The sequence below is a fragment of the Methyloceanibacter caenitepidi genome, from assembly GCF_000828475.1.
GTDB classification, from domain to species: domain Bacteria; phylum Pseudomonadota; class Alphaproteobacteria; order Rhizobiales; family Methyloligellaceae; genus Methyloceanibacter; species Methyloceanibacter caenitepidi.
On record NZ_AP014648.1, the window covers coordinates 1,677,903 to 1,698,949 of the forward strand.

The window sequence follows — 21,047 nt, forward strand, 5'->3', positions numbered from 1 at the left end:
TTGGCGACATTCCTTGGGAAGATATCGAATGGCCGGGCTCGTCCCGGCCATTTCCATTTGGGCAGGCGCGTTCCGAGGCGTCTTGCTCTAAGCTCGCCCATCGTCATACGGACGCAGAAGTTTCAGGACACCATCCCGAGGTTTTGAGTGCCGCCGGGGGCAGGGGGATCGCCATGTACACCGCTCGTATCGCCAAGATCGTCATGGTCGCTTGTCTCGCGGCCTTCTGTTTGCTGGTCGTGTTCGGCAATCTCACCGACTACCAGTCCAACTTTCTGTTCGTGCAGCACGTTATGAGCATGGACACGACCTATCCCGGCAACAAGCTGATGTACCGGGCGGTCACGGAACCCGCTTATTGGCAAGCAGCCTACAGGCTGATCATCTTCGGCGAAGCAACGGCGGGCATACTCTTTCTCGCCGGCGCCATTCGTCTGTTGCTGGTCCGGCGGCAGCCGGGCGCCGTCTTCGACCGCGCCAAAGCCCTGACGGTCATGGGGGCGCTGGTCGCCTTTCTCGTGTGGTTCTTCGGTTTCATGGTCGTTGCCGGGGAATGGTTCGCGATGTGGCAGTCTGCGACGTGGAACGGCCAGGAAGCAGCCTTCCGCTTTTACATGACGGCGCTCGCGGTCTTAATCTTCGTCATGTTGCCCGACCGCGACCTCAAGGAGCCCTTCCCGGTCGCGGCTGATCCCAAACCCGCCGGCGCGCCGGCTAAGGCGGCGGCGCCCAAGAGCCAGACGGCGCCAGCCAAGAAGAAGGCCCCGGTAAAGAAAAAGGCCCCAGCGAAGAAGGCGCCGGCCAAAAAACGCACGAGGGCCAAGACGAGTGCGGCCAAGACGAGCGCGGCCAAGACAAGCACGGCGAAGACGAACACGTCCAAGACGAGCACGGCTACGACGGCTGCAGCCAAGCGCCGGCTGGCCGCGGCAAACGACAAGATCGGAGAGGGGAGCTGAACCATGGACAGCACCGACATGGAGGCGTTTCTGAGGGGCTTCTACGCCGCGCGCATCGAAGGAGATGTCGAGGCAGTCGGCGCGATGTTCGCCGACGACGCACGGTTCCGGATTGTCGGCTCGCCGGAGTTCAGCATGCTGGCAACATCGGTCCATGGCCGCGAGGCCATCATGGGTCTCTTTAGGACCATCTCGGACAGTTTCGGGCTGGACGAATTCTCGATGGAAGACTTGCTGGTGGACGGAAACAGGGCCGCCATCCGCTGGAGTGCCCGTGTCCAAAATATCACATCCGGCGACACGTTTACCACCGAGCTGGCCGATTTCATTGAAATCGACGGCGGGAAAATTATATCGCTCAATGAGTTCCTGGACACCGCGCTGGCGGGCTAGGGGCGTTCGCCGGCCGACTGTTCCCGTAACTTCTGCCACTTCTGGGCCGAAATTAGGTGGTCGAATGGCCGAATGATGCGCATAATCCCGCAAATCAGCTGGATTTCGAGAGATTCGGTTCAAGGTTGCGGGGAATAGGAGCCGACGCGCGGGGACGATGGACACGGGGTCCAGAGGGAGCATGGAATGACAACTTTCAGCCTGAGATCAGTCGCCATCGGGATTGCGGCTGTCGTCTCATTCGCTGCCCCGGGGGTTGCCGCTGAGCCGGACGGACCGGCCGAACTAGTCACCCGTTCAGAAGCTATCCGGATTTCGGTGCAAGACCAAGTTGGCGCCGTCCCTATGAAGGATACGGCCGAGCAGATCGCCCTTGCCGAGTACTACTCCGTCCCCGACCGCAAGTTGCTGTGGGTCGGGGAAAACGGCTTGAGCGCCCGCGGCAAAGCCGTGGTCGAGGAAATCGCCAAGGCCGACGATTACGGGCTGCGGGCTTCGGACTACAAGCTGCCGAACCTGACCGGCTTCAAGGCGAGCGATCCCGATGCGGTGACGAAGCTCGCTGACGCCGAGCTCAAGATCAGCGCGGCGGTCATCGAATATGCGCGCGACGCGCGCGGCGGCCGGATCAATCCGCAGAGCCTCAGCAAGAATCTCGACCCCAGTCTTTATCTGCCGGACCCGGCCGAGGTCATCGGCTTCATCGCCATTCGCTCCGACCCGGCGGCGTATTTGAGGAGCTTCCAGCCGACCCATCCCCAGTTCGAGGCGCTGCGCAAGCAGCTCATCGCCGAGCGCAAGGGCGATGCGGCGCCGGCGCCCGTCGCCGACAAACCCGAAGACGTCGAGATTCCCGCCGGCCCGACGCTCAAGCTCGGCGTCAAGCACGGCCAGGTGGCGTTGCTGCGCAAGCGGCTCGAGACGCCCGCCAAAGAAGGTGCCGACGAGTACGTCTTCGACGAGGACCTTCGCGACGCCGTCATCGCATTCCAGCGCACTCAGGGCGGCAAGCCGGACGGCATGGTCGGTTCGGGCACGCGCCGCATGTTGAACGGGGGCGAGACCTCAACGGCAACGGTGGTGTCGGGCCAGCAGAAGATCGATCTGTTGCTTGTGAACATGGAGCGCTATCGCTGGCTGCCCCACGACCTGGGCGCGTTCTACGTCAACGTGAACATCCCGGAATTCAAGGTGCGGGTCTTCAAGGAAGACGAACCCATTCATGAGACGCGCGTGATCGTGGGCAAGACGCACACGCAGACGCCGATCTTCACCGATGAGATGGAAGAGATAGTGTTCCGCCCGAATTGGTATGTGCCCAATTCGATCAAGCAGAACGAGATCGCGCCCTATTTGCGCAGAGGCGGCGGGTTCTTCTCCAGCGGCTGGGATACGTCCGTGCTGCGCCGTCAGGGCTTGCGGATCCGTGGCGCGAATGGCCGCGACATCGATCCAGACCGGATCGACTGGAGCCGCAACGACATTCGCCGCTACGAGCTGTATCAGCCGCCGGGACCGAGCAACGTTCTGGGGCTCGTGAAATTCCGCTTCCCGAACACGCACGATGTCTATCTGCATGACACGACGCAGAAGAATTTGTTCGCCAATCCGGTGCGCGCCTACAGCCATGGCTGCGTGCGGGTCCAAAACCCTGACAAGCTCGCGACGGTTCTACTCGGCCACGATCAGGATTGGTCGGCGGCGCGGGTGACTTCGGCGATGCATAACGGCGCGGATGCCAACAAGGTCTTCATCAAGAACCGCATCCCCGTCTACCTGACCTACTTCACCGCAGTCGTGGACGAGAACGGCGAGTTGAAGCAGTACAACGACCTCTATGGCCACGACCGGCGCATGGTCGCCGCGCTCAACGGCCGGCCGATCCCGGCTGGGCTGCCCGACAACGTCACGGCATCGAGCGGGGGCGGCGGTGAGCGGCGTGTCTCCAGGCGGTCGCGGCGCGGGGACAATCCGTTCGCGGGCATCTTTGACTTCTAGAGATAGACCGCACGCTCACTTCGAGAGCGGCATGAACAGCGCAATTGCCGCACAGGTAGCAACACCCACGATGATGTTCATCGGCACGCCGATGCGCAGGAAATCGCTGAAGCGGTAATTCCCCGACGCATAGACCATGGTGTTGGTTTGATACCCGATGGGCGTGGCGAAGCTGGCGCTCGCGCCCATCATGATGGCGACGAGAAACGGCCGGGAGTCGAGGCCGAGGCTCTCAGCCAGCCCGATGGCGATTGGCGTCAGCACCACGGCCACCGCGTTGTTGGTGATGAGCTCGGTCAGGACGGCGGCCAGGAAGTAGACCACCACGAGCAGCACATAGCCGGAGTTCCCGCCGAGCAGCGGCTGGATCGCGGCCACGATGGCTTCCACTGCGCCAGTCTTTTCCAGGCCGATGCCGATTGCGAGCATGGCGAAGATCAACACGAGGATTCCGCCGTTGATCGACTCCCACGCTTCTTCGGCATCGATGCATCGCAGTAGCAGGATGGCGGCCACGCCAAGGACCGCTAAGCCGCCAATGGGCATGACGTCCAAGGCGGCCAGCGCGACGACACTGGCGAGCGCGATGATGGCCACAGGGGCTTTTTTGCGCCGGTAGCTTCGCGACCGGGGCTGGGACATGTTGATGAAATCCGCCTCGTCGGCCGCCGCGGCCAAGCCTTCCGGCGTGCCTTCCAGGAGAATCCTGTCGGCCGCGCGCAGCTGAACCGACTCGAGAGCGATGCCGGGCAAGTATCGATGCCGGCTGATGCCGAGAAGTCGGACTCCAAACCGGCCGAGCCGCATGGCGCTGACGGTGTGGTGAGCGCCGCGGCCCGGTGCCAGCACCGCTTCGACGATAATGTGATCCCGGTCGCTCTCACCTCCACCAACGCCGAGGATGTCGAACCCGCGCTCGCCGTGCAATGTGAGCACCTCGGCCATGGTGGCTTGGATGACAATGCGGTCGCCGGCCTCGAGCACTTGGTCGGCCAGCGCACCGCGGCTTGCCCTGCCATTGCGGAGCACGGCCAACAGTCGAATTCCCTCCCGGTTCAGCTCCTTGATTTCACCCAAAGCTTTCCCCGAGAAACGGGAACCCTCGCACACCGTCAACTCCGTCAGGAAATTGACCTTTCCGTCTTCGTCCATGAGCTCCGCCGCGCTCATCCGGGCCGGCAACAAGATGCGCGCGAGCAGCAGCATGGTCGCCATGCCGACGGCGGCCGCTACGACGCCGACCGGCGTGATCTCAAAAATGGAGAACGCGGGGAGTCCTTGTTTCCGTGCGACACCGTCCACGAGCAGGTTGGTCGACGTTCCGATTAACGTACAGGTGCCTCCGAGGATCGCGGCGTAGGAGAGGGGAATGAGCAACTGGGTCGGCGCCATGTTCACCGTCCGCGCCAAACGTACGGCGATGGGGATGAGGACCATCACCACCGGCGTGTTGTTCATGAAGGCGGAGGCGACCATCGTCCCGAGTAAAAACAGCAGCAGCACCGTCTTGGGGCGCGCCTCCGCGTGCGACGTGACCCAATAGGCGGCGGCTTCCAGGGTGCCGGTCCTGACCAGCGCGCCGGAGAGAATGAACATGGCCGCAATCGTGATCGGCGCACTGTTTGAGAACACGCCCATTACGTCCTTGGTGTCGATCAGGCCGAGCACGAGATATGCGGCCGCGCCCGCCGTCGCAACGACGGACGGCGGATACCGCTCAAGCAGGAAAGCGCCAAAGGTTGCCGCGAGGATCAGGAGCGCGATACCGGTCTGATACTGATCGATAAAATGAGCCACGTGGCGCCTACCCTTTGTTACCGCGAATGCGCGGACTTTGATCAAAGTTCCATGGCCTGTCCATGGGATTGCCGGGCAGTGCCATTCCGTCGCGCGGGGTCCTCAAGCGAAATCCAACCTGGCCAAAAACGTCTGGCATGCGTGGCGTTCTCGGGCTCCGACCGGCGACGGGGCAAATTTGCCAAACTTGCGCCGACGGGACCTCCGCGGTTGCCCTGGTAGGGTCAATGCGCCGCCTTCCCCTTGCTCTTCGTGGCGGTTCACCTTATTTTCCGCCCATCGCGGGCTTCGGAAGGGCCTTCGCGGAGAAGGACAATGATGCAGCGCTTCGAAATGCAGATTGAAGACGAGCTGGGCGGCATGCTGCCGCGGCAGTCGACGCTGCGCGCGCGCGCCCTTCCGCTCCTCCTTACGTGCCCCTGAGCACCGGCGGTCTCGGATTTGCCGAGGCGGGCGTTCAGGGGACGGCGAAACGAACCTCCACGAAGTCAATGGCTAAAGAAGTCAGGGACTTGAGAAGTCAACGGCACGACCGGTCGTGATAGACTGAAAGCCATTCGTTTTAAGGACGAGCACCATGAATACCGACACGAACGCGCGAGACGAGAAGGATCGCGTCATCATATTCGACACCACGCTGCGCGACGGGGAACAATGCCCTGGCGCCACGATGACCTTCGAGGAAAAGCTGGAGGTCGCCGAACTTCTAGACGAGATGGGCGTGGATGTCATCGAGGCGGGATTCCCGATCGCCTCCCAGGGCGATTTCGAAAGCGTCCAGGAGATCGCGCGGCGGTCCAAAAACGCCGTTATCTGCGGCTTGGCGCGGGCGCAACCCGCCGACATCGATCGCTGTGCCGAGGCCATTCGGCCGGCGGAGCGCGGACGCATCCATACCTTCATCGGCACCTCGCCGCTGCATCGCAAGTATCAGATGGATATCGACGAGGCCGAATGCCTGGCCCGCGTGACGGCCTCCGTCAGCCGGGCCCGAGGCCTCACAGACGATGTCGAGTGGTCGGCCATGGACGCGACGCGCACGGAAGAAGACTTCCTGTGCCGCTGCGTGGAAGCCGCGATCAAGGCGGGCGCGACGACGGTGAACATTCCGGACACGGTCGGCTATGCCTATCACGACGAGTTTGGAGATCTAATCCGTACGCTGCAGGAGAGGGTGCCGGGCGCGGACGAGATCATCTTCTCGACTCACTGCCACAACGATCTGGGCCTTGCCGTGGCCAACTCGCTGGCGGGCGTGACCGCGGGCGCGCGTCAGGTCGAATGCGCCGTCAACGGGCTCGGCGAACGCGCGGGCAACGCAGCGCTGGAAGAGATCGTCATGGCGATCCACACGCGCGCCGATGCCCTGTCCGTATGGACCGGCGTCGACACGACCCTCCTGACGCGGGCCTCGAAGCTGGTGTCGCGCGTGACGGCCTTTCCGGTTCAGTACAACAAGGCCATCGTCGGCCGGAACGCCTTCGCCCACGAGAGCGGCATCCATCAGGACGGCGTGCTGAAACATGCGGGCACGTTCGAGATCATGACGCCGGAGAGCGTGGGTGTGAAAGAATCCTCGCTGGTGATGGGCAAGCACTCCGGGCGCCACGCCTTCCGCGAGAAGCTGAAGGAACTGGGCTACGAGCTGGGTGACAACGCTTTCGAAGACGCATTCGTGCGCTTCAAGGGCCTGGCCGATGTGAAGAAGCATGTCTACGACGAGGACATCGAAGCCCTGGTGGACCAGGAGATCGCCTCGGCGCAGGACCGGATCCGAGTGACGTCACTGACGGTGATCGCCGGAACGGGAGGGCCGCAGAAAGCGACCATCACCCTCGATATCGACGACAAGCAGCATATGTATGAGTCCGTCGGCGACGGGCCGGTCGATGCCACCTTCCAGGCCATTCGCGCGCTCGTGCCGCACGACGCCAGACTCGCGCTGTATCAGGTCAGCGCCGTGACCGAAGGCACGGACGCTCAGGCCGAAGTGATGGTGCGTCTGGAGGCCGACGGCAAGATCGCCACGGGCCGTGGGTCCGACACGGACACGATGGTCGCCTCCGCGCGGGCCTATGTCAGCGCGCTGAACAAGCTGTTGGCACGCGGGGCGCGTCGGAAGCCGGAGACCATGCTCGCGTCGTAGAGTTTTGACCGGCCGGAAGGACGGCCGCCCAAGAACGACTATCGGCCTGGCGGCACGCGCCGGGCCGATATCGTTTCTGCGGCCAAGTTGCTCAGCACGTAGGCAGTTGTAGGGCCGCGACTGCAAAGGAAGCGCGCAGGGCGACCGGTCCACCACCCATCCGCGCAAGCCGGAAAAAGTTTTCTCAAAACGGTCTGTTCACGCATTGCCCATGCGGGAGAATTGACGCAACATACCGACCGTCGCGGCGGGGTTCGAACCCATTGATTGGGGGCGTTTTCTGCCGTCGTGGGTGTCTTCATCCGTGATCGGCGGTCTGACCGGCGGGCTGATCCGGATATCAGTAGCGTGTGACGCTCGTCAGCAGGCGGGCAGGTGGGGCGGTAAATGTTCTCGTGGTTGGGCTCTTCCGCGGACATGGCCATTGATCTTGGCACGGCGAATACTGTCGTCTACGTGCCCGGTCGTGGAATTGTTCTAGACGAGCCTTCCGTGGTCGCGATCGAGCAGCGCGGCGACGATCAGAAGGTTATTGCGGCCGGCCACGAGGCCAAGACGATGCTCGGGAAGACTCCCACAAAAATCGTAACCGTCCAGCCGCTCCGCGATGGCGTCATCGCCGACTTCAATGCGGCTGAGGAGATGATCAAGTTCTTCATTCGCCGCGTGAACAGACGGCGCTTGTTCGGCAGCCCGCGGGTCATGATTTGCGTCCCGGCAAGCGCGACTTCGGTCGAGCGGCGCGCGGTCCACGAGGCGGGACTCTCGGCGGGCGCACGGCGAGTCTATCTGATCTCCGAGCCGGTGGCCGGCGCGATCGGAGCAGGCCTACCGATTCACGAACCCCGCGGATCGATGGTCGTGGATATCGGCGGCGGCACCACGGATATCGCCGTCATGTCAATGGGCAGCGTGATCTATTCCAAATCGATCCGCACGGCCGGCAACGCCATGGACGAGGCGATCGTCAACTACGCGCGCTTCAAGCATCACCTCATGATCGGGGCGCCGAACGCCGAGGTCGTGAAGAAGGAATCCGGGTCGGCTGTCGCCAAGGCCAACGGCACCCACGTCACGATCAAGCTCAAGGGGCGCGACCTGCAGCGCGGTTTTCCCGCGGAGATCACGCTGGGGCCACACGAGATCGCTGATGCGCTGACGCTGCCGATCCAGCAGATCGTCGGCGGAATTCGTCAGGCGCTCGCTGACGTGCCGCCCGAGCTGACGGCGGATATCGCCGAATCGGGCATCTATCTGACGGGCGGCGGCGCGCTGCTCGAGAAGCTCGACGTACGGCTTCAGCAGGAAACGGGTGTGAAGTTCAAGATCGCGGAGGATCCCTTGCGGAGCGTCGTTAGGGGAACCGGCATGGCGCTCGAGCGGCTGGACGAAATGGCGGATCTGCTGATCAAACCCTAGTGGTATGTGTTATAATAGCTTCGTCTAGGCGCGAGGCCCTTAGGTGAGGACCACGGACGCCCTGGTGGCGTTCCAAGAGACTGAACGCAATGCCCAAGCGCAGCCCATCTCTGTTCCAACGGCACCGGCCTTCCTGGTCGGCGCCGGTGGAGTTTCTGAGCTTCGGCCTCTACTTCCTGTGCGCTGTTTTGTTGGTTCTAAGCCGGATCGGCCATGGGGTTCTCGAGGGCGCCCGCGACGAACTGGTCGATCTGTCGGCGCCGTTCCTGGAACTAGCCTCTGTGCCGGCCATCGAGGCGCGCCGGGCCGTGGACCGCGCTCGCCTCTATGTCCGCGTCCATCAGGATGCGGTCGGAGAAGTCGACCGGCTGACTAAGCAGAACGAAGAGCTGAAGCAGTGGCGCTGGCGCACCCAGCTCCTGGAGCGCAAGGTGGCTCACCTGCGCAAACTTTTGCACGCCGCCGAAGAGCCTGCGCTCGTCTACACAACCGGGCAGGTGATCGCCGACGCGCGTGGTCCGTTCGTGAGAAGCGCGCTCGTGAACCTCGGGCGCAATGACGGGCTGCGGATCGGCTACGCGGTGATCAACGGCGACGGGCTCGTGGGACGCACTGTCGAGGCCGGTGACAGCGTCGCGCGTGTTCTCCTTCTCAACGATCTCAACAGCCGGATTCCGGTTGTGGTGGGGCCGCGCGGCGCGCGTGGCCTGGCGCTAGGAGACAACAGCCCCGAACTGCAACTTGGATTCTTGGAGGAGGGCGCGGAGGTCTACGCGGGCGATGAGGTCTATACGTCCGGTAGCGATGGCGTCCTGCCCCGCGGCCTGAGGGTCGGTGTGGTCGCCGGGGAGCCCGGGACCTTCAAGATCCGCCCCTTCGCCGATCTCAACTCGCTCGATGCCGTCAGCGTACTGTTCTTCGATGCCCCCGCCCTCAAGCGGACGGATCCGGAGATTGTCGCCGGCAACCGCGGACCCTTGTCGGCTTCACCCGACGCCGCGCCTGACGCGGACCGGACAGCCGCGGCTCCGGCCCCACCGTTGCCGCCGGTTGCCGCAATTTCTCCCGCCACGATATCGCCCCCGATTGCCGGGCAGGCACAAGCTGAGCGATGACGCGATTTCTCCCGGTGTTTTCGGTCTTCATCGCGGTGATCGCCACCGCCGTGCCCTGGGGATTGCCGGCTGACGCGACATTCATTCTACCCTTGCTCGTCGTGATGATGGTGTTCTGCTGGCGGGCCATTCCCGACACGGAGCTTCATCCTGCGGCGGCGGCCGTTCTTGGATTGCTCGCTGACCTTCTCAGCGGCGGCCCCTTGGGCTTTTGGGCCCTGATGTGCCTGGTCGCAGCGACGGTTGGTCTCAAGCCCGGCTCGTTCCGGGAGCGCCGGGATCTCTGGCTGCAGTGGCTCGTCTGGACCGCGCTCATCTCCGTACTCGGACTATTCGGCTGGCTGCTGGCCAGCCTGTTCTACCTGCGCTGGATCGACTGGTGGCCGATCGTGTTCGGCGTTGCGACGTCCATCCTTGTGTTCCCTGTCGTGCTGTACGGGCTGCTATGGGTTTACTCCGGACATATCGGCCATTCGCGCCGCACCCTCTTCCGGAGGGCAGCATGAGAAGGTCGAAGGCGCTTCACTACGGGGCGAAGAAGAAGCCCGATTACGTCCGCAAGCAAAGCTATCGCTTCTCGCGGCGGGCGCTGCTGGTCGGCGGCGCACAAGCCGGCCTGTTTGGGCTGCTGGGCTGGCGGCTGCACCAGCTGCAGATCAAGGAGGCGTCCGACTACCGGCTTCTCTCCGACGAGAACCGGCTGATGATTCAGCTCGCGGCGCCCTCGCGCGGATCCATCCGCGACCGCACGGGCGCGATCTTGGCCGAAGACAAAGAGAACTTGCGCCTGCTCGTGGTCCCGGCGTTCTCCAAGAACCTCCCGGAGACCCTCGATAGGCTTTCACGGATCGTGGACATCCCACGGGGCGCCCGCGATCGCGTCATGCGGGCCGCGGCGCGGCAGAGCGGCTACTATCCGGTGCTCGTCGCGGAAGGGCTGACGTGGCGGCAGTTCGCGTTGCTCAATGTGCTGGCGCCGCAAATTCCCGGCATGCAGACGGATCGCTCGTCCTATCGCAAATACCATCACGCGCGTCCGATGGCCCATCTGGTGGGCTATGTGGGCATGGCCGGCAAAGAAGAGGTGGACCTCGACCCGGTCATGCGGCTGCCCGGTTTCCGTGCCGGACGGGCGGGTGTCGAGAAGACCTTCGACGAGCAATTGCGCGGCACGCCCGGCACCCTGAAATTCGAGGTGGACTCGCGGGGGCGCGTCGTCCGCGAACTGGGCTCGACGCCGAGCACGCCGGGCAAGGACCTCGTCCTCAGCATCGACCACCATTTGCAGGCAGTGGCGCAGGAGCGCCTGAAGGAGCACAGGGTCGCCTCGATCGTCGTGCTCGACGTCGAGACGGGCGGCATTCTCGCGCTCGCCTCCACGCCCACATTTGACCCGAACGAAGTGGTCTTCAAAGTCGATCCCAAAGCGTGGGGCAGAATCGCGCGCGCCAAGGATCAGCCCCTTCAGAACCGAGCCATCCGCGGCCAGTATCCGCCAGGCTCCACATTTAAGGTCGTCACGGCCCTGGCGGGGCTCCATGCGGGCGTGATCAACCCGCGGGAGACGATGAGTTGCCCCGGCGTCTATCGGCTGGGCCGCGCGAGGTTCCGCTGTTGGCGGGCTCACGGTGGCGGCATCAATCTGCACGAGGCCATCAAGCAGTCTTGCGACGTCTACTTCTACGAGACCGCCAAGCGCATGGGGATCGATCACCTCGCGGCCGTTGCTCGGCACCTCGGCATGGGGCGCGTCTACGATTGCGGCCTCCCTGGCCAGAAGGAAGGGATCATCCCGGATGTTGCCTGGAAGCGGGCGCATCTGATGGAGCCTTGGTATGGCGGCGAGACGGTTATTGCCGGCATCGGTCAGGGCTTCGTCTCCTCCACGCCGCTCCAGCTTGCCGTCATGGCGGCCCGTGTCGCGACGGGCCGCGCCGTCCTGCCGAAGCTCGTTCTCACACCAGACGATCCGGAGCCCGACTGGCCGGCGCTCCAGCTCGATCCGAGTCACCTCGCTGCCGTGAGGAGCGGCATGTTCGGCGTCGTCAACGAGCCGCGCGGAACAGCCCGCCGTTCGGCGTTGAAAATCCCAGACGTCCAGATGGCTGGCAAGACCGGCACGTCGCAGGTCGTGAACGCGTACAACGAGCACAAGCTGTCCCCCTATGAGCGGGAGACCCATGCGCTGTTCATCGCCTACGCTCCCGCTGACAAGCCGCGCTACGCGGCTGCCTGTGTGGTGGAGCATGGCGGCGGCGGATCGAGCGCTGCGGCCCCGATCGTCAAGGACGTCATGACCGAAGCGCTCCTGCGCGATTCTGCCAAGGCACCGGCCTTTGTAGGCCTGAGCCGGGATGAAGTCGCGCGGCAGGTCGCCGTCGCCGGAGACGACGGATGAAGATGCTGTTCGCGCAAGGGCCGGCGGTTAGGCTGGATCTCGCCAAGAAGCTACTGCTGCTGAACTGGCCCTTTCTGGCGCTGATCACGGCAATCGTTCTCATCGGTATCGCCGCGCTCTACTCGGTGGCTGGCGGCTCGTTCGACCCCTGGGCGTCCCGCCAGGTCATGCGCTATTGCGTCGGCCTGGCGCTGTTGTTTGCCATTGCCTTCTCCGACATCCGCTGGTGGCTGCAAGGCGCTTACCCGCTGTTCATCCTTGCGCTCCTGCTCATGGCGCTGGTGCCGCTGATCGGCGTGGAAAGCGGCGGCGCACGGCGCTGGCTGGGCTTCGGGGAATTGAGCTTCCAGCCCTCGGAGATGATGAAGATCGCCCTGGTTTTGGCGATCGCCCGCTATTACCAGTGGCTGCCGCCGGAGAAGATCTGGCGCCCCGATGCTCTGATCCCACCACTGCTCATGATCGGCGTGCCGGCGCTCCTGGCGCTGACCCAGCCCGATCTCGGCACGGCCGCGCTGTTCGCGATCATCGGCGGCGGCATGATGTTCCTGGCCGGCGTGAGCTGGTTCTACTTCGCCGGGGCCATCGTCGCGGTCGTGGTGGCGCTGCCTCATGCCTGGGAGATGCTGCACGATTACCAGAAGCAGCGCGTGCTGACCTTCATCGATCCGGAGACGGATCCGCTCGGAGCCGGCTACCACATCCTACAGTCCAAGATTGCCATCGGCTCCGGCGGGTTCAGCGGGAAGGGGTTCATGCACGGCACACAGGCGCAGCTGAACTTCCTCCCCGAGAAGCACACCGATTTCATCTTCACGATGTTTTCGGAGGAGATGGGGTTCGTCGGCGCCGTCATCCTGCTGGCGCTCTATCTGCTGGCGCTCGTGTTCATAACCTTCATGGCGCTGCGCTGCCGCAGCATGTTCGCAAAGCTTGTCGCCGGCGGCATCGGGCTGACCCTGTTCGCCTATGTGTTCATCAACGTGGCCATGGTGACCGGGCTCGTGCCCGTGGTCGGCGTGCCTCTGCCGCTCGTCTCCTATGGCGGCACCTCGATGCTGACCATGATGATCGGGTTCGGCTTCGTGCTGAACGCGCATGTCAATCGGCGGGTCACCTTCCGGCAATCCGAGCTCGGGGGCCTTTGGTAGGTGAAACCGCATTTTTTGGCGCGAGCGACCTGGACAGCCCGCCTGTCTCGGTGCTAAAGGCTCCACCCTTGGCGCTTCGACAAGCGCCAGACCAGAGCGGTCACGCCGCGTGACACGTGTCTCGACGCGACACAGGGCTCTGAGGGCGCATAGCTCAGTTGGTAGAGCAGCTGACTCTTAATCAGCGGGTCCAAGGTTCGAGTCCTTGTGCGCCCACCAAGCCTCACGGCAGGTCTTTGTAAAGAATGAGATTTTTAGTCTCATTCCCGCATGTGACTCGCACGTCGCATCAGTTGGCGGGAAAACTCGTATATGGTCGGCGGCAGCCGGCCATGTCTGCTTTAGGGCTGTGAACAGACATCCCGAGTACCAGCGTCGTCGTCCGCTAAGTGCCAGAAGCGGACACGCCGGACATGAAGAACAATCCCGCTCCATGCCATGAGCCGTTGCTACCCCGCTATCCGCCGCGTCCGGTTCACACCAGAGGCGCGTGAAGAAAAATCGTCTAAGCCGCTACCATTTGTTCCATTCTTGTGAAAGCCAACCTAAATCCCACCATACCCGTGGCCGCCAGGCTGGGCTGGCAGAACTCCCGACTTACAGGATAGAGAATGCTACATGATTTCGTACTCGTGGCCGCCGGCCTCGCCCTTCTTTTCCTCGGCGGCGAGGGGCTCGTGCGAGGCTCTGTTGCGATCGCCGAGCGTCTGGGCATCTCGAAGCTCCTGATCGGCCTTGTCATCGTGGGCTTTGGCACCTCGACGCCGGAATTGCTCGTGTCGGTGAAAGCGGCTCTCGCCGGCACCCCGGAGATCGCGCTCGGCAACGTGATCGGTTCGAACATCGCCAACGTCCTGCTTATCGTGGGCATGGCGGCGGTCATCACGCCGATCCTGGGCTGGGAGAGAACGGCTGTGCGCGAGGCGCTGGTGGCTGCACTCGTCTCTCTTGCGGCCTTCGCGCTTGTGCAGGGCAAGGTCATCACTAAGCTCGAAGGCATCACGATGCTGGTGGTTCTGGCGGGTTACCTCTTCCTGAGCTACTGGTTGGAGAAACGGGACCCTCAGGCCAAGACGTTTGAGCATGAAGCCGAGGAGTTCGAGGATATTGCTCTGCCGCGCCCATGGCTGGCTCCCGTTCTCGCATTAGGCGGTATCGTCGCTCTCGTGTTCGGAGCGGACATGCTCATCGAGGGGGCGGTGAGCATAGCGCGCGACTTCGGGGTCCCGGACGCTGTCATTGGCTTGTCGCTCGTTGCGATTGGCACGTCACTGCCGGAATTGGCTACCAGCATCGTCGCTGCGATCCGGCGCCATTCTGACGTCGTCTTGGGCAACGTGATTGGCTCCAACATCTTCAACATACTCGCGATCCTAGGCGTCACGGTCTTGATCCAGCCGATCGAGGTCAGCGCACGGTTTCGCGAAATCGACACGCCGGTGATGCTTGGGGCAGCCCTTCTGCTGCTGGCACTTGTGTACGTCACAAAGACGATCGGCCGTGTCTGGGGTTTTCTGATGCTGGCGTTGTATACGGCCTACATGGCGCTCTTGTTTTCAAGTGTAGCAGGCATATGAGATCGAATTATTTGGCGATGGCAACACGCTGTTCGAGATCAAGAAGCCATCGCCAATTTTCGGTGATGAAGAGGATTAGTGACGCGGCTCCAGCTTTGCGAAGCACGAGACGGCAATGCCCCTGCGCCTCGGGTCACGGGCGGACCTCCGCCGCAGAGTTGACCGAGCCGCTGCTGCATAGTCCCTACCAGTTCCATCCGAGATTCCATCTGGTCGCGGGGGGCGATGAGCCCAGCATTACCGAAATGGACCGGTGTACGGGCTCGGGCGTCTTCACGCACGCCGGACCCATGTGGGAAAGCTTCTTATGGACATAAGAAAAGAAGAGCCGAGCGTCGCGGTGATCACGCTGACCAACAACGGCTACATCGCCTACACGCTCAACTGTCTTCGGTCGCTACGGAGGGTCGGGTATCGCGAAAAAATCAAAGTCTATGCGATCGGAAAGACAGCATACGGATTGTTCCGTCGGCGCGGATACGATGTCACGCTCATTGAAGACGAGCGGGGCGAACGTTTCGAGCATTTCCGTCAAGGCAATTGGGCGAACGTCACCTATTACAAGTTCGAGATCATCTACAAGGAACTGGGCGAGAACGATTTCGTGCTGTTTACCGACGGCGACGTCGTATTCAAGAAGTCGGGATTTCTGGATTACTGCATCGAACACGTCGGCAGTAACGACATGCTTATTCAAAACGATAAGATCAAAGACAACGACGACGGGACACTATGCAGCGGCTTCATGTTTATCCGCTCCAATCAGGCGACACGCAGTTTTTTCCATCCCGACAAGGTCAAATCGGAAATCAGGGTAGGATGGGACGACCAAGTCTACGTGAACGAACGCAAATCCGACATCAAGTACGAAAAACTGCCCCTCGCGGAGTTTCCGAATGGGCGCTATTTCCGCGCGCGCAAAGAAGACATCGATCCCTACATCATACATTTTAACTGGGTCGTTGGGCATAAGAAGGCATACGACCTCTTGGCCCATCGAGAGTTCCAGTCTTTGAGCGACATGCTCCGGCTCTTCGTCCTTGCGCGGGACACGATTCTGCAGAAGCTGGCCGAAAGACTGCGGTTACGCCAAGCGTGATCGCGTCGTGTCAGGCAGAAAGCGTCTTCCTGAAGTAGGCGACCGTTTCCTTTAGGCCGTCCAGCAAACTGACCCGGGGTTCCCACCCGAGCGCTTCCCGTGCCAGACGGATGTCGGGTCGGCGCTGTTTTGGATCCCCCTGGGGTAAAGGGCGGTATTCGATCTCCGACCTTCCGCCCGCAAGCTGCAAGATCATGTTTGCGAGCTCCATCATGCTGACTTCGTAGGGCGTACCCATGTTGACCGGTCCCGTGAAGTCGGACGGACTTTTCATAAAGCTGATCATGCCGTCCACGAGGTCGTCGACGTAGCAGAAGCTCCGCGTCTGCGACCCATCGCCGTAGATCGTGATGGCGTCGCCGCGGAGCGCTTGAACGATGAAGTTGCTGATGACCCGTCCATCGTTCGGTTGCATATGGGGGCCATAGGTGTTGAAGATTCGCAGGACTTTGATCTCGACGCCGAATTGGCGAGAGTAGTCGAAGAACAGCGTTTCGGCGCACCTCTTCCCTTCATCATAGCACCCGCGCAGCCCGATTGGATTGACGTGGCCCCAGTAGCTCTCGGACTGGGGGTGCACTTCGGGATCCCCGTAGACTTCGGAGGTCGACGCTTGGAGGATGCGAGCATTCCGTTCCTTCGCGAGGTCCAGCATATTGATGGCCCCGTGAACATTGGTCTTGATGGTGCTGACCGGGTCACGCTGGTAGTGAACGGGCGAGGCCGGGCAGGCGAGGTTGTAGATGCGATCGATGTCCGCCTGTAGGGGGCGTGCGACATCGTGCTCGATCAGCTCGAACCGTCCGTTCGCCAAGAGCTCTTGGACATTGCTCTGTGCTCCCGTGGTAAAATTGTCGGCGCACAAAACTCTGGCGCCGAGCGCGATGAGCCTCTTGCACAAATGCGACCCGATGAAGCCCGCGCCACCAGCAACGAGCACTTTTTCCAAGACGGACATCCTCCTTATGGTGGCGACGATCGCCGCCTAGAATCGTTGCGTCCGGTCTGCGCAAGGCAGCGCGGAGACGGTGCAAGCATGTTGTCAGCAGGAACGAGGCGACAAGTCTGAGCGGATACTTGCGTTGTGCCGCTAGTCTTACCCGCATCGCGCCGTCGTCGCCATCCTGCGAAGGCAGGTCTGGCCGACGACGCGGCGGCGTGGCTTGGGCGGTCATCGCTGGAGAGCCGGCTCAGGCGCGCGGCTCACGAGCTGCCACTCAGGAGTCCTGCGCGCCATCCGGCCCGGTCGTGCCTTCGAACGTCTCTCCGTCCGTGTCCACGATCGTCACCTCGAGCTCGTTCTCATCGCCCTTGCCGAAGGAGAAGCGGAAGGCAGGGTTCGTCGAAATCGAAAACGTGGCGTCGAGCGAGAAGACTTCCTCGCCGTCGCGCCGGACTGAGACGTCCTTGACGTAGCGTTCCGGAATGTAGCCGCCGCTATCGATGTCCATCTGCATGCCGTTGCTGTTCGGGTGCTTGATCATCACCTGGCCGGTCCAGTTCGGGCCGCCGTCTTCATCAGGCGGGAAAGCCTTCACCTGGATGCGGCCGAGCCCTTTGCGCTCTTCGTCCGGGTCCTTCGCGTTCATGGCCGCGCACCCGCCGGCCGCCTGGACGTACTTCGTCGCCATGTGCAGCATGCCGTCCTCTGTCTCGAGGACTGCGCGCACATGGGAGAAGCGCTCGATGCGGACGCGGGTGTTGAAGAAGCGGTCTCCCTCCGCACCCGCAGCCGGGCCGAACGTCAGGGTCGCAACCTTCGCATCGGGGTTCTGATCGATAAAGAGCGTCAGCGACTTCGGCCGGCCCCGGACCGAGGCGGGAATGTGCACCGTCAGCGGGACGACGGCGGCATCCAGCGCGGTCACGGGCGCATCGAGCGTGACCATGCCGTCCTCTTCTGCGATGGGCCGGTCGCCGAAGGTTTGCGCCCGCAAGGCCGTCCAGACATCGGGCAGATCGGCTTCACCCGCCACGGCCGCGTGCCGTACGGCCATGGGCCAGGCCAAGACCGTCGTTATCGCGAGCACGGCAAGGGAAATGGCAGCGCGCATGAGGCCTCCTTGAGTATGGCCTCAAGACTTATCACCGCGGGTTCGCGGGAGCGTGGCAGAAGAGGAGGTATTAATGCGTTGAAACAATACGCTTTTTTCACATGCCGACTGTCCAGAGTTCTGGCCTCGTCCGCCACATCTCCAGGGCCCGCGCAGGGAGTCTTGACCGCCGCACGCCTTGGCATGTCCCCATGGCGTCTCATCCGGTGCGCGACTTTTGCCTTGATCCGGCGGGTCTTGCACTATGCTGGCTTCGTTGCGTGGAGGGACGTTCCGATGCGATTTCTGCTTTTGCTGATCGTGGCCATCGCGATCATGGCCTTGGTCCAGAGCAAGCGGCATGGCTGCAAGTTCGGGGATGACGGCTGGCTCTCGTGTGTCGTCGACAACACGAAGAAGGAATACTACTCGGCGCGGCCGCCCGAGTGGCACTTTGCTCAGGCGGACGCGGCGCGGGCCTCGGCGATGTAGTGCGCCCGAAAGGCACGGGCGATGGGTCCCGGTTCCCCGGTGCCGATGGCACGGCCGTCGATCGTGACGATCGGCAGCACGAAGGCGGACGCCGCCGTCATGAAGGCCTCGCGGGCCTCATACGCCTCCGCCACGCTGAACGGGCGTTCTTCCAAGGACACGCCGTCTTCCTCAGCCAGTCGGAGGATCGCGCGGCGCGTGACCCCAGGCAGTATCTGCGGACCCAACGGCTGAGTGCGCAGCACGCCATCCTTGTCCACGATGAATGCCGACGATGATGTGCCTTCGGTAACGGCGCCGTTCTCCACCATCCAGGCCTCGTACGCACCGCGGGCTTTGGCTTCCTGCTTGCCCATAGCCTGAGCCAGCATGGAGGTTGACTTGATGTCCCGCCGTTTCCAGCGAATGTCGGGAATGGTGATGATGTCCACGCCGGTCTCCGCTTGGGGCGTGTTCACCAGCGGGCGCGTCTGGGTGAAGGCGACAACAGTGGGCAGCGGCGAGGGCGGATAGGCAAAGTCGCGCTCGGCGGAGCCGCGGCTGATCTGGAGGTAGACGATCCCTTCGTCCACCTGGTTCTCGGCGATCAGGGTCTCGTGAACCTCGCGCAGCCCTTCGTCGGGCATCGGGCGGGGAATTTCGATCTCGCCAAGGGACCGGTCCAGACGGGCCAAATGCGCGTCGAAGTCCACGAGGCGTCCACCCAGAACCGCCGTCACCTCGTAAACGGCGTCGCCGAAAAGGAAGCCCCGGTCGAATACGGAGACTTTCGCCTCTTCCTCGGGCTCGAAAGCGCCGTTCACATAGACGATCCGCGACATTCTCCGGCCCGGGCAGTTGAAAACGATGACTTGTGCGTAGCGGTCGAGGGACACGAAGGCAAGCGCGCTACTGCGCGGTTTCTTGCCCCATTGCCAAGGCCGTGCTCAACTTCCCAAGGAGCGGAAAGGCGGTTCACGCCGTGCACCGCCTAAATAGGGGGGAAGAAGGATGACGTCAGCTAGTCTGTTGATCGTGCTTTTTGTTGGGACCGTGGTCGGGGCCCTAACCGGAATGGTCGTGGGCGGCAGCTACGGCGCCGTGTGGCTGGCGGTCCTCGCCGGCTTTCTCGGCTGTCTTGCGGCGGTCAGCATCCGCCATCTGATCATCAACAAGGGCGTCGGGGTTGGACGCGACGACACAAAGATTCCCGGTCTCGTGGTGCTGTACGCGATCATCGCGTCTCTCGCGGGAAGCCTGGCGGCGAAGGAAGTCAGCGATCTGGCCGAACTTGGAGCCAGTGCTGGGCTCGGCGCGCTGGCGGGGCTTTTCTCCGCCATGCTGTTGGCGATGCTTCTGATTACCTATCACACCCATCCAGGCGAAAAACCCGTGATCAAGGCGGTCCGGGGCTGATCTGCGTGAGGTTTATCGTGAGCAGGCGGGTTTGATCTTCAAGCCCGCCTGTTCGATGAGCGCCCGGTCGTCGGCGGCATCGTTGTTGGCGGTGGTCAGGAGTTTCTCGCCGTAGAAGATCGAGTTGGCGCCGGCGAGGAAGCACAGAATCTGCGCCTCGCGGTTCAGCGATTCCCGTCCGGCAGACAGCCGCACGAACGAGGTCGGCATCAGAATACGCGCCGTCGCCACCATGCGGACGAGCTCGAGTGGCTCGACCTTGGCCTGGCTTTCAAGCGGCGTTCCAGGCACGGGTACCAGCGCATTGATCGGTACGCTTTCCGGGTGCGGGTCCAGCGTGGCCAGTTCCTGGAGCAGGCGCGCCCGGTCCTCGATGGTCTCGCCCATGCCGATAATGCCGCCGCTGCAGACTTCGACGCCCGCGCTGCGGACGTTGGCGATCGTCTCCAGCCGATCCTCGTAGGTCCGCGTGGTGATGATCTCTTCGTAGAACTCCGGCGAGGTGTCGAGATTGTGGTTGTAGGCGGTGAGTCCGGCCTCGGCGAGTCGGTCAGCCTGGTCCTTCGTGACCATGCCGAGCGTGACGCAGGCCTCCATCTCGAGGTCGCGCACGCCGCGCACCATGTCGAGCACCTTGTCGAACTCGGGACCGTCCTTCACCTGGCGCCAAGCCGCGCCCATGCAGAAGCGGGAGGCCCCGGCCTCCTTGGCGAGTTTCGCCTTGGAGAGGACGTCATCAACGTCGAGCAGAGACTCGCGCTCCAGGCCCGTCTTCTTGGCGTAGCGCGCGGACTGCGGACAATATTTGCAATCTTCGGGGCAGGCGCCGGTCTTGATGGAAAGCAAGCTGGCAAGCTGGACCTCTCCGTCCGCATGGTATTGGCGGTTGATCGCGCGTGCCTGGTCGAGCAACTCGAACAGCGGCGCCTGGAGCAGGTCGACGATTTCGAAGGTTTGCCAGTCATGGCGGATGGAGGCACGCGGCTCGCCCTCTCGTTCCGCCTGGCGAATTAGACCCTTGAAAGGATTCAAGCTTTCCAACGTTTCTGTCACGGGACTCCAAGCCATTGATTGC

The 21,047-nt window shown here is 62.8% G+C and carries 18 protein-coding genes and 1 tRNA gene; 14 read left to right on the forward strand and 5 right to left on the reverse strand.

Translation table 11 applies throughout. The annotated features are described in order from the left end of the window. Positions 1 to 173: 173 nt before the first annotated feature. The 3 genes from GL4_RS18140 (at position 174) to GL4_RS07805 (ending at position 3,350) form a co-directional block, all read left to right on the forward strand. Positions 174 to 959 (forward strand): DUF2165 family protein, encoded by a 786-nt coding sequence (locus GL4_RS18140; protein ID WP_082025560.1) that lies wholly within the window; start codon positions 174 to 176, stop codon positions 957 to 959. A 3-nt stretch (positions 960 to 962) separates the two neighbouring features. Next, entirely contained in the window at positions 963 to 1,352 is a 390-nt protein-coding gene (locus GL4_RS07800) for a nuclear transport factor 2 family protein (RefSeq protein WP_045366410.1), read from the forward strand. A 186-nt stretch (positions 1,353 to 1,538) separates the two neighbouring features. Next, on the forward strand, positions 1,539 to 3,350 hold the full coding sequence (locus GL4_RS07805) for a L,D-transpeptidase family protein (protein WP_082025561.1): 1,812 nt from the start codon (positions 1,539 to 1,541) through the stop codon (positions 3,348 to 3,350). A gap of 15 nt (positions 3,351 to 3,365) precedes the next feature. Here the strand turns inward: GL4_RS07805 and GL4_RS07810 are convergent, their stop codons facing one another. Further along, positions 3,366 to 5,147 carry an SLC13 family permease gene (locus GL4_RS07810; protein ID WP_045366412.1) on the reverse strand — a complete coding sequence of 594 codons (1,782 nt, stop codon included), beginning with the start codon at positions 5,145 to 5,147 and terminating at the stop codon, positions 3,366 to 3,368. 577 nt (positions 5,148 to 5,724) lie between these two features. Between GL4_RS07810 and GL4_RS07815 the strand changes: the two genes are divergently transcribed. The 9 genes from GL4_RS07815 to GL4_RS07860 all read left to right on the forward strand — a co-directional run bounded on the left by GL4_RS07815 (position 5,725) and on the right by GL4_RS07860 (position 16,052). Continuing rightward, positions 5,725 to 7,293 (forward strand): 2-isopropylmalate synthase, encoded by a 1,569-nt coding sequence (locus GL4_RS07815; protein ID WP_045366415.1) that lies wholly within the window; start codon positions 5,725 to 5,727, stop codon positions 7,291 to 7,293. 417 nt (positions 7,294 to 7,710) lie between these two features. Then, positions 7,711 to 8,712 (forward strand): rod shape-determining protein, encoded by a 1,002-nt coding sequence (mreB, locus tag GL4_RS07820; protein WP_280136144.1) that lies wholly within the window; start codon positions 7,711 to 7,713, stop codon positions 8,710 to 8,712. An 89-nt stretch (positions 8,713 to 8,801) separates the two neighbouring features. After that, positions 8,802 to 9,827 (forward strand): rod shape-determining protein MreC, encoded by a 1,026-nt coding sequence (gene mreC, locus GL4_RS07825; RefSeq protein WP_082025562.1) that lies wholly within the window; start codon positions 8,802 to 8,804, stop codon positions 9,825 to 9,827. Then, positions 9,824 to 10,333, forward strand: coding sequence for a rod shape-determining protein MreD (gene mreD / locus GL4_RS16680; RefSeq protein ID WP_052464231.1), 510 nt, complete (start codon positions 9,824 to 9,826; stop codon positions 10,331 to 10,333). The genes mreC and mreD overlap by 4 nt, the downstream gene beginning before the upstream one ends. Further along, positions 10,330 to 12,225 carry a penicillin-binding protein 2 gene (gene mrdA, locus GL4_RS07840; protein WP_052464232.1) on the forward strand — a complete coding sequence of 632 codons (1,896 nt, stop codon included), beginning with the start codon at positions 10,330 to 10,332 and terminating at the stop codon, positions 12,223 to 12,225. Before mreD ends, mrdA begins: the two co-directional genes overlap by 4 nt. Continuing rightward, a complete protein-coding gene (gene rodA, locus GL4_RS07845) occupies positions 12,222 to 13,376 on the forward strand; it encodes a rod shape-determining protein RodA (RefSeq protein WP_045366422.1) in 1,155 nt (384 codons plus the stop codon). The genes mrdA and rodA overlap by 4 nt, the downstream gene beginning before the upstream one ends. Positions 13,377 to 13,519: 143 nt before the next feature. After that, a tRNA-Lys gene (locus tag GL4_RS07850) sits at positions 13,520 to 13,595 on the forward strand. 392 nt (positions 13,596 to 13,987) lie between these two features. Beyond that, positions 13,988 to 14,953: a calcium/sodium antiporter gene (locus GL4_RS07855; RefSeq protein ID WP_045366425.1), complete on the forward strand. Its 966-nt coding sequence runs from the start codon at positions 13,988 to 13,990 to the stop codon at positions 14,951 to 14,953. Positions 14,954 to 15,260: 307 nt separating this feature from the next. Further along, entirely contained in the window at positions 15,261 to 16,052 is a 792-nt protein-coding gene (locus tag GL4_RS07860) for a putative nucleotide-diphospho-sugar transferase (RefSeq protein ID WP_045366428.1), read from the forward strand. A 10-nt stretch (positions 16,053 to 16,062) separates the two neighbouring features. Here the strand turns inward: GL4_RS07860 and GL4_RS07865 are convergent, their stop codons facing one another. After that, complete coding sequence (locus tag GL4_RS07865; RefSeq protein ID WP_045366431.1) at positions 16,063 to 17,010, reverse strand: UDP-glucuronic acid decarboxylase family protein; 948 nt, start codon at positions 17,008 to 17,010, stop codon at positions 16,063 to 16,065. Between the two features lie 259 nt (positions 17,011 to 17,269). After that, complete coding sequence (locus GL4_RS07870) at positions 17,270 to 18,106, reverse strand: quinoprotein dehydrogenase-associated SoxYZ-like carrier (RefSeq protein ID WP_045366434.1); 837 nt, start codon at positions 18,104 to 18,106, stop codon at positions 17,270 to 17,272. Positions 18,107 to 18,382: 276 nt separating this feature from the next. Between GL4_RS07870 and GL4_RS07875 the strand changes: the two genes are divergently transcribed. Then, on the forward strand, positions 18,383 to 18,577 hold the full coding sequence (locus GL4_RS07875; protein ID WP_156137459.1) for a hypothetical protein: 195 nt from the start codon (positions 18,383 to 18,385) through the stop codon (positions 18,575 to 18,577). Here GL4_RS07875 and GL4_RS07880 read toward each other — a convergent pair. Then, positions 18,544 to 19,398: a D-amino-acid transaminase gene (locus GL4_RS07880; protein ID WP_045366441.1), complete on the reverse strand. Its 855-nt coding sequence runs from the start codon at positions 19,396 to 19,398 to the stop codon at positions 18,544 to 18,546. The two genes, GL4_RS07875 and GL4_RS07880, sit on opposite strands and share 34 nt — an antisense overlap. Positions 19,399 to 19,567: 169 nt before the next feature. On the opposite strand from GL4_RS07880, the gene GL4_RS07885 reads away from it, so the two are divergent. Continuing rightward, positions 19,568 to 19,972, forward strand: a complete 405-nt coding sequence (locus GL4_RS07885) for a hypothetical protein (RefSeq protein ID WP_156137461.1) — start codon at positions 19,568 to 19,570, stop codon at positions 19,970 to 19,972. Positions 19,973 to 19,984: 12 nt separating this feature from the next. Here the strand turns inward: GL4_RS07885 and bioB are convergent, their stop codons facing one another. Then, positions 19,985 to 20,983, reverse strand: a complete 999-nt coding sequence (gene bioB, locus GL4_RS07890; RefSeq protein ID WP_045369749.1) for a biotin synthase BioB — start codon at positions 20,981 to 20,983, stop codon at positions 19,985 to 19,987. Positions 20,984 to 21,047: the final 64 nt, after the last annotated feature.